This window comes from Anaerolineae bacterium (genome assembly GCA_025062375.1).
Taxonomy (GTDB): Bacteria; Chloroflexota; Anaerolineae; order SpSt-600; family SpSt-600; genus SpSt-600.
In genome coordinates this window covers 18,784-27,306 of the sequence record JANXAG010000025.1, presented here as the reverse complement: position 1 = coordinate 27,306, position 8,523 = coordinate 18,784, and the positions used below count along the sequence as shown (strand labels likewise).

The 8,523-nt window shown below is 53.1% G+C and carries 8 protein-coding genes; 4 read left to right on the top strand and 4 right to left on the bottom strand.

What is annotated here, in order from left to right:
- Positions 1–403: 403 nt before the first annotated feature.
- Entirely contained in the window at positions 404–940 is a 537-nt protein-coding gene (locus tag NZ653_07335; protein ID MCS7286927.1) for an SMI1/KNR4 family protein, read from the bottom strand.
- Between the two features lie 157 nt (positions 941–1,097).
- Positions 1,098–1,403, bottom strand: a complete 306-nt coding sequence (locus NZ653_07330; GenBank protein MCS7286926.1) for a hypothetical protein — start codon at positions 1,401–1,403, stop codon at positions 1,098–1,100.
- Between the two features lie 234 nt (positions 1,404–1,637).
- Here NZ653_07330 and NZ653_07325 point away from each other — a divergent pair, with 234 nt between their 5' ends.
- Positions 1,638–2,597, top strand: coding sequence for an integron integrase (locus tag NZ653_07325; GenBank protein ID MCS7286925.1), 960 nt, complete (start codon positions 1,638–1,640; stop codon positions 2,595–2,597).
- An 8-nt stretch (positions 2,598–2,605) separates the two neighbouring features.
- Here the strand turns inward: NZ653_07325 and NZ653_07320 are convergent, their stop codons facing one another.
- Positions 2,606–2,761, bottom strand: a complete 156-nt coding sequence (locus NZ653_07320) for a hypothetical protein (GenBank protein ID MCS7286924.1) — start codon at positions 2,759–2,761, stop codon at positions 2,606–2,608.
- Positions 2,762–2,765: 4 nt separating this feature from the next.
- On the opposite strand from NZ653_07320, the gene NZ653_07315 reads away from it, so the two are divergent.
- The 3 genes from NZ653_07315 to NZ653_07305 are packed head-to-tail and all read left to right on the top strand — an operon-like array spanning position 2,766 to position 7,115.
- Entirely contained in the window at positions 2,766–4,142 is a 1,377-nt protein-coding gene (locus tag NZ653_07315) for a B12-binding domain-containing radical SAM protein (GenBank protein ID MCS7286923.1), read from the top strand.
- Between the two features lie 40 nt (positions 4,143–4,182).
- The gene (locus tag NZ653_07310; protein MCS7286922.1) at positions 4,183–6,753 is read left to right on the top strand and encodes a PA14 domain-containing protein; all 2,571 of its coding nucleotides are present in this window, start codon (positions 4,183–4,185) and stop codon (positions 6,751–6,753) included.
- A complete protein-coding gene (locus NZ653_07305) occupies positions 6,738–7,115 on the top strand; it encodes a response regulator (protein MCS7286921.1) in 378 nt (125 codons plus the stop codon). Before NZ653_07310 ends, NZ653_07305 begins: the two co-directional genes overlap by 16 nt.
- On the opposite strand, the gene NZ653_07300 is transcribed toward NZ653_07305, so the two are convergent.
- Positions 7,078–8,253, bottom strand: coding sequence for an aminotransferase class I/II-fold pyridoxal phosphate-dependent enzyme (locus tag NZ653_07300; protein MCS7286920.1), 1,176 nt, complete (start codon positions 8,251–8,253; stop codon positions 7,078–7,080). The genes NZ653_07305 and NZ653_07300 overlap by 38 nt on opposite strands.
- Positions 8,254–8,523 lie beyond the last annotated feature (270 nt).

Sequence of the window (8,523 nt, the reverse complement as noted above, 5' to 3'; positions counted from 1 at the left end):
GCTCCCTTCGGCCCGCTTCCCGCCCGAGGCTCCCCGCGCTCTCTGCCAGGACTCTTCAGGAGGACCGCCGCGCTCCCGCCCAGCCTGCGCCCGCCCTTTCCGCCCGCTCGGGCCGGAGAGACTGCTCTCCCTTTGCCCAGACGCTCATCGGCGCATCTTGCCGTAGCGTCCCGCCACCAGAGACCAGCGGCCGGGGGGAAACCTTCCGGCCACCCGTTCCCATTGGCCTCCCGTTCCGCCCGCATCCTGCGGCCTGCCCGCGCTCCCTTCGGCCTTCCAGCCCGCCCTGCCTCCGCCAGAGGGAAACCTTCATCCTCTGGCGGCCCAACGACTCGCGCTTCACCTGCAGCGCCGGAGCGCAGCGGAGGCGCTGTCAGGTGAAAGCGCAGGTTGGGCGGCTAAATCACTCCAAACCCAACCACTTTTGCCACACACTCGCATTGACGCTAAGTGGATTGATGCCCTGAACACCTTCGACAAAAGGCTCTATCTCCCAACCCTCTGGGCCAACACAGCCCAGCATACTCCAATACTCCATAAATTCGCTAAAATTCCTCCCCAGTATCATTCCATGCAGGCTTTCGTCGCCTTCGTGGCTCAGATAAACTACACAACCATCGGCGTTCCCTAAATCTATCCCTATCATATCTCCATTAATCACGCTAATAATCGCCAGTTTATTGTACCATTTTGAACTGTACGGATCCGTGGGATCAGAGAAGACGTGGCGAATCCATCCTTGCCGCTCCTCTTCAAGTCTCGTCAACCAAGCAAGTTTTATCCCTTCAAAGCCTCCAGAATAGATACTAAATGGCGGAGAAGATCCCTTCGGTAGAACCCAGCCAAATTCAATGCCAGCGGAGAACTCAAGAAACATCTTCCGTAAACCAATCGGCAAGTTTTGCCCAATCTGACTTTCTATTCTTTCCACATCTTCCACGCTTGCAGGCTTCTCAATGCATAAAGGGCGCACATCACCACCCTTCCTTTGAGCTGCCACCAACGCCTTGCACCACCTGACGACCCATGTCCGATAAGGTTGAGGCGGGCTAAAGTCATCCAAGAATTGGAACAAATCATCTCTTACAGGGTCAAACTTAACCATATCGCTTCGTTGGATAGGCAAAAGAGAACGCGCCTTCTTCAAGTAGACGCTCAAAAGACGCTATCATCAAAAACATCTCAAATACCTCAACGGCTAACGCACCGGACTTTGATCGTAGTTCCGCTTCTGAACAAAAGCACTCTCGCTTGATATATCCACCGGTCGCTAATTGATCTGCCAACCACTCTTCGTCGTGGCTGGCAAAAGCCACCTGAAGCAACAATGGATATTCCATTTTGCCCTTTTCAGTGAGCAGGTCGCTGATCATCAAATTCGTCTCAGCAAGATGTTTTAACATCAATGCCCGTGTTCGGTCGTCGATCTTGAATCTGCCCATGGAACGCCCGTTCTGAGAATCGCCATCAGAGAGCCGCCCAACTTGTGATTATCTTGACTCTCTATTTTATACCATGTGATTCTTCATTTTATTTTTGCCCAAATCTCTATTTTATGCTATAATGAAATTCAAGAAGATTATCACCTTTTTCAACTTTAATTATACCACAAAAATCAAACTTGTCAAGGAGGCAAGATGCCAGAGAAGAAAATTGCTGACCGTTTACGTGAGGCTATACGCTTGCGTGGATATTCCATTCGCACTGAGAAGGCTTATCTACACTGGTATGAACGTTTCGTCCGTTTCCACAAACTGCGCCATCCCGCTACTATGGGGGCGCCAGAAATTGAAGCTTTCCTAACTTACCTTGCCGCCCATGAAGAGGTTTCAGCTTCCACGCAGAACCAGGCCCTTTCCGCTCTCCTTTTCCTCTACCAGGAAGTTCTGGGCATTTCCCTCGGCAACTTGCACACCCTTCGCGCCAAACGAAATACTTACGTCCAACCTTACCTAAGCCACGATGAATGCCTGCGTATCCTAGCCCACCTGAACGGAGCACCTTACCTCGTCGCTTGCTTTCTCTACGGAAGCGGCCTGCGCCTCCTGGAAGCCTTGCGCCTCCGCATCCAGGACCTTGATTTTGATAACTACCTCATCACCGTCCGCGATACAAAGTCTAACCGCGACCGAGTGACTTTCCTCCCTGATGAAAGACGCTTTCTACAACGCCTCTACGCTCACCTTAAGCGAGTGCGCCATCTCTATGAAGCCTATCCCGATATCCCGGTTTCTATGCCACCAGCACTGGCTCGCAAATACCCGGACGCAGATAGATCATGGGAATGGCAATATGTATTCCCCGCCCGCAATCCCTCCGTAGATCCCCGTACTCTTACCATCAAACGACACCATCTGCATCCCAGCGGAATTCAAAGGGCTATTACCAAAGCAGTTCGTGCCGCCGGTATCACGAAACGTGCCACCGCCCACACCCTCCGTGCAGCTTTTGCCCATCGGCTCAAAGAGGCCGGTTGCTCACTTGACGATATCCAGAAGCTTATGGGCCACGCCGATATTCGCACCACCCAGCATTACCTTGAGAGCCAAATACCCGCCTATAAACGCCTGCATAGCCCACTCTCTGCTGAACCCTGATCCTCTTCTTAAGCCACCGCTACAGTTAGAGCACAAAACTTTAAAGGCTTGGCCTCAGGACTTCCTGATGGTATAATTGTTCTGAATATAGCTGGAGGAATGGCTTGCATGAGGATTTTGCTGGTGAGCCCAATTTCAAAAGTGTGGAATTCCCGAAAGCACATCCATATGGGGCTTGGGTACCTGGCAGGTTCCCTCCTCAGGGCTGGTTATGAGGTTGAAATCTTTGACGCAGTGGTAGAAGATGAGCCCCTTGATTCTTTCCTCAGCCGCAATTTTTTTGAGGTAGTGGGAATTTCAAGCCCTACTCCTCTCATTCATGAAGCATGGGAAGCAGCTCAGATAGCCAAAGCCCACGGAGCTATAACCATCCTTGGGGGGCCTCACCTTACTATTATGCCTCACGAATCCATGGAAAGGCCAGAAGTGGACCTGGTGGTCCGGGGTGAGGCCGAGGACACTATAGTTGAACTCCTGCAAGCCCTGGAAGAGGCACCGCCTCGCAATGGCCACGACCCCGAAAAGCCTCGCTTTTTCCCTGAATCCGTCTATGGCAAAATTTTAGGCCTTTCTTTCCGCAACGAGGAAGGCCAAATAGTCCACAATCCCCAGCGTCCTCTCCGCAGGGATATTGACAATATTCCCTGGCCTGCCTATCATTTGTTCAAGATTGAACGCTACACCAACCTCCAGCCCCTAACCGACGGCCTTGACCCTAACGCCAGAGCTTATACAATTCTGACCTCCAGAGGCTGCCCCTACCAATGCATTTACTGCTCAAAGCCTGTAACCGGGCACACGTGGCGGCCCCGTTCTCCCGCCGAGGTCGTGAAAGAGTGGCGCTACCTGGTGGAGGAGCTCGGTGCCACTGAAATAGGTATTACCGATGACGCCTGGAACTTAGACCTGGAAAGGGCCAAGGAAATCTGCAGGCTCCTTATAAAAGAAGGATTGAACAAAGTGCCCTGGATCACCATTCACGGGATGAGGGTAACCAGCACCGATGAGGAGCTTTTCCGTTTGATGAAGAAAGCTGGATGCAAGCGGGTGGGCTTTGGGGTGGAAAGCGGGAATGAGGAAATTCTAAGACGCATAAAGAAAGCCCAGACTCTGGACCAGGTTCGGGAGGCTTTCCGCAATGCCCGGAAGGCAGGCCTTGAAACCATGGGGTTCTTCATCTTCGGACTTCCAGGAGAGAATGAGCAGACTATGGAGGATACCATCCGCTTTGCCCTGGAGCTGGACCCCGAACTGGCCAACTTCATGATGGCCGTTCCCTTCCCCGGCACAGAGCTTTACCAGCTTGTGTTAAAGGAAGGCAAACTTTTTGCCAAAAGCTGGCGTGATTTCGGCATCCACGATGACAAAGCTCATTACGAACTTCCAGGGCTCCCGGCATCCCTGGTGGAAAAGAAGTGGCACGAGGCCTACCGCCGCTTCTACTTAAGGCCCAGCCGGATATGGAGGAGACTCTGGAAAAAAGACACCTGGCGTCGCCTGCCTGAATACATCGGCAATCTGGTCCGGTTCTTCGGGTTAAAGTAAAAGGCTGCCTCAGAAAACACCATTGTTCTGGCCTTTAACCATGAAAAAACCGCAGTTTTTCTTGCTCCTCTTAGCCCTGGGAGTGACTCTGGCGGGAACTCAAGTGGTGAAAGACCCGGCCAGGACAGGGACTGGAGTTAGCCTGTTGATTTTGGGCCTTTGCCTTGGTTTAATCGCCTCCAGTGGAGAAAAGCCCCCGGCTTTCGCCCGTAGCTTGCCCATCACACCATCTGTTTGGAAAAGAATCCTCGGATTCAGCCTGCTTCTGACTTCGGCCATTGCTGCTCTGGGAATGATAAAGCTTTTTGAAAGCACCCAGAGCCCTCTCCCCTGGCTTTTTTACATGCTTTCCCTCGTGTATTTGGGCTTTGCCTTCTACCTGCTGGAAGAGCGACCTCCCTCCTCACCTGCAAGGTCAGAAACCAGAGGCCTTTTACTCCCTCTTATCCTGCTGTTAGCTTTTTTCCTGCGCCTTTACCGGATTGACAGGATGCCCCCGGGTATCTACTACGATGAAGCCTGTAACGCTTTGGATGCCGCATGGGCGGTGGATTCAGGGACCTACCCCCCATACTTTGAGGCCTGCAATGGCCGTGGCCCCCTCCTTATCTATTCACTGGCCCCGGCCATAAAGCTTCTGGGAAATGAATCCCTGGCTCTGAGAATTGTGCCCGTCTTCTATGGAACGGCTACGGTTCTGGCTTTTTACCTTTTGTTAAGGCTTATAGACGCAAGATTGGCCATAATAGGTGCATTGCTTCTGGGGATAATGCGCTGGCATTTCCACTTCAGCCGGGTGGTTTTCGATGCCATAACCACCCCTTTCTTCGCCACTTTCTCCCTTTATTTTCTTTGGCGAGGTTTCCTCCGAGGAGCCCGCACCGACTTCCTCTTAGCTGGATTTATGGCGGGGTGGGGACTGATGGGCTATGCTGCTTTCCGGGTTTTCCCCCTGCTGGCTTTGCTTTCCTTTCTTCCCTACCTCATCAAAAACAAAGCCCGGATTAGAGAAGTAACAACCGCTTTCCTAATCTTTCTGCTCGCTATCCTCCTGGCCTCAGCTCCCCTCATCTCTTATGCCATTCACCACCCTGATACCTTTCTCCATCGCTCCCGTCAGGTCTACCTTCTGCGCTTCCATCCCTTGCCTGCGGGCGTAGAAGCCCTTAAGCACAACCTCAGGGTCACCCTCCTCATGTTCCACCAGCGGGGCGATTTTAACCCTCGCCATAACTTGCCCGATGCTCCCCTTCTGGACCCCATCATGGGAGCTCTCACTGTAGTGGGGATAGGAATTTGCCTGCGTAAATCCCTCGATTGGCGTTACGGTATCATGCCCCTCTGGCTGATACTTTTCCTCCAGCCCGGGATATGGTCCATTGAAGCACCTCAGGCTCTGCGCAACATAGGAGCAGTGATTCCGGTAGCCTTCATGGGGGCCGTAGCTCTCAGGGAAATAGCCTCGGCCGCTCCATTTCTCTCCCGTGGGCTGATTTTGCCCCTGGTGATGGTCTCCCTGACCCTCAACTTCCACCTGTATTTCTTTCGCCATGCCAGTGATCCAAGGGTTTTCTATGCTTTCCATGGCCTTGAAACCACTGTCGGCAGAGTAATCTCCTCATTAGGCTCCGCCTACCGTTTCTACTCCATTTACGCCACCGATCCCACGGTCCACTTCCTCCTCCCCCGGGAAATAGACTTGAGGTTCCTGGATTCCCTGGAACATATCCCTCTCCGGGAAAGAAGCGACCGGGATATCGTTTATCTTGTGGATCCCCGATATGACCTGCCCCTGGAAGTTTTCCTGCACTGGTATCCCGGGGCAGAAGTCAAGGAAATCCCGGACCCATCAGGGAAAACAATGCTCAGGTTGATTGTGGTCGGGAAAGAAGAGGTAAATAGCTCCGTAGGTCTCCGGGTGCTTCCCCAGGAAACCCTGAAGGAAGGCAGCTTTTTCATCCCCGAAACGGGCGTTTACCGGCTGAAACTGGAAGGCTCCACCTCGGCTGAGCTTCTCGTCGCAGGGGCCGACGGTTTCCTGACCCTTAAGGGTGGAGAAGAGGTTTCTGTTCACCTCATCAAGGGGTGGCACGATTTCAAACTGAGAGGACCAGGGCGAGCTGAAATCCACGGTGGGGGTTTAGATGGCCAGGTTCCTGAGGAACTATTCAACATCCATCCAGCGCCTAAAAGAGGCCTCACAGGTTACTATTACCGCGGAACCGATTGGAGCGGAGAACCTGTTTTCGCCAGAGTTGACCCCTTTATCGCTTTTCGCTGGCACATTCAACCCCTTCCTGCCCCCTTCTGTGTTGAATGGAGGGGTTTTTTGAAAGTGGAGAAGCCAGGATACTACGGTTTTGCCCTTTTCTCTAACTCCCCTTCGTTCCTGGAAATAGACGGCCAATTGGTTGTGAGAACTTCGCACGAAAGGCTCCAGGAAGGTAGAATTTACCTGAGCGAAGGTGAGCATAAAATAAGGGTAAGGTATCAGGAGCCGGGAGGATATTCAGCGGTCTACCTCTACTGGAAACCGCCCGGGGGCGAACTTGAAATCCCGCCTCCGGAGATTTTCACACCCCTCTGGGGGACATTGTGGAACGAGTGGTGATGTTAGTTGTGCCCAAATGGCAGGAGAGGGCCCTGATCTCAGCTCAGCTTCAGGAAGAAGGCTACCGGATCAAGGCTTTCCAGAATATTGAAGCTGCTGCCGCTTACCTCTGTCATGCTCCTTCTATTCCGGATCTGGTGGTGCTGGACCTTAAGGGGATAGCTGTTTCTCTAGAAAAGTTGAAGGCTTTCCGCTTGCTCCTCGGGGAGACCCCTCTTGTGCTCTGCGCTTCTCCTTATGGCCGAGATCCGGAGGCCGAGAAGGCTTTGAACCCGTCCCAAATTCTGGTGCGCCCTTTTGCGGTCAAAGACGTGGTAGAGGCTGTCAGGAAGCTTGTGCCTCTTTCTTCGCCCAATTCCTGAGCCTCGCCACGGCTTCTTCCAGAGTCTCCATCCTTTTAGCGAAGCAGAACCGGAGCATAGGAGGGCTTTTGACTCCTTTTCGGTAGAAGCCACTTATGGGGATAGCGGCAACTCCTGCTTCCTGAATCAGACGACGACAGAAGGTTCTGTCGTCTTCCTCGCTCAGAGGGGAAAAATCGGCCAGGAGGTAATAGGTGCTCTGGGGCTTGAGGACCGCGAAGCCTATATCTTCCAGAGCTGAGGAAAGGAAATCTCTGCGCTGGCGATACATCTCCACTGTTTTGCGGAAGAAATCCTCTTCCATCCCCAGAGCGAAGGCGGCGGCTTCCTGGAAAGGGGCAGCAGCGCAATAGGAGGTGAACTGGTGTATCCTCCGGACAGCTTCGGTAATGGGTGGTGGAGCAATGATCCATCCTACCATCCACCCCGTGAGTCCGAAGGTTTTACCGAAGCTTCCCGCTGTTATCGTGCGAGAAGCCATCCCGGGGAAGGTGGCTATATGATAGTGCCTTCCTTCAAAGACCAGGTGCTCGTAAACAACATCGTAGAGGACCAGAAGGTCGTGTTCCAGCGCCAGGCGAGCGATGGTTTCCAGTTCTTCCCTGGAGAAGACTTTGCCTGTGGGGTTATGAGGGCTATTGAGGATTATGAGGCGAGTGCGGGGCGAAATAGCCCCTTTCAGCTCAACCGGGTCAAATTCCCAGGAGGGCGGCGTGAGGGACACGAACACAGGTTTTCCCCCGGCCATTATTACGTCGGGAGCGAAGCTATCGTAGAAGGGTTCAAAGATTATCACTTCATCCCCTGGATTCACAAGGGCCAGAATTGAAGCAATAATTCCTTCTGTAGCTCCGTGGGTTACTGTTATCTCTTGGAAGGGGTCTATGTTCCAGCCGTAGAAGCGGCGATAGTGATCGGCTATGGCTTGGCGGAGCCTGAGGCTCCCGAAGCTGGAAGTGTACTGATTGGCTCCCCGGCATATAGCCTCCACTGCAGCATACTTAACCTCTTCCGGTCCCGGCAGGTCGGGGTAACCGGTGGATAAGTCCAGGGGTTTGAATCTTTCCACAAGTTCTCCGATCTCGACGAAAATGCCGGGCTCTATTTCGTGGGCCCTGTAGGACCACTTTCCCTCCATGTTTTGCCTCCAGTTTTTGATTTTTGTTAATTAAAGCATAGCGGTGCGATTTTGGCAAAGGGTGTAATTCCAGAGTCCTGCTGCAGGCGGAGGGATTTATCATAGGAGGTTGCTTTGTTTGCAGTGGCACCATAGGGTTGAGTTTCTGGGAGCACATCCCCCAGACCCCCTGCCAGGGGACTTCGCCCCCTGGGCCCCCCAATTTTCCCACCCTCGTGGGCTCAAGGTTCGCCACGGTTAAAGGTCCCACTCGTGGGCAGGTCGCAAAGG

Coding starts and splice junctions, on each gene's coding strand:
- NZ653_07330 (MCS7286926.1), bottom strand. CDS start 1,403: ATGTTAAAACATCTTGCTGAGACGAATTTGATGATCAGCGACCTGCTC.
- NZ653_07325 (MCS7286925.1), top strand. CDS start 1,638: ATGCCAGAGAAGAAAATTGCTGACCGTTTACGTGAGGCTATACGCTTG.
- NZ653_07320 (MCS7286924.1), bottom strand. CDS start 2,761: ATGTGCTTTCGGGAATTCCACACTTTTGAAATTGGGCTCACCAGCAAA.
- NZ653_07315 (MCS7286923.1), top strand. CDS start 2,766: ATGGGGCTTGGGTACCTGGCAGGTTCCCTCCTCAGGGCTGGTTATGAG.
- NZ653_07310 (MCS7286922.1), top strand. CDS start 4,183: ATGAAAAAACCGCAGTTTTTCTTGCTCCTCTTAGCCCTGGGAGTGACT.
- NZ653_07300 (MCS7286920.1), bottom strand. CDS start 8,253: ATGGAGGGAAAGTGGTCCTACAGGGCCCACGAAATAGAGCCCGGCATT.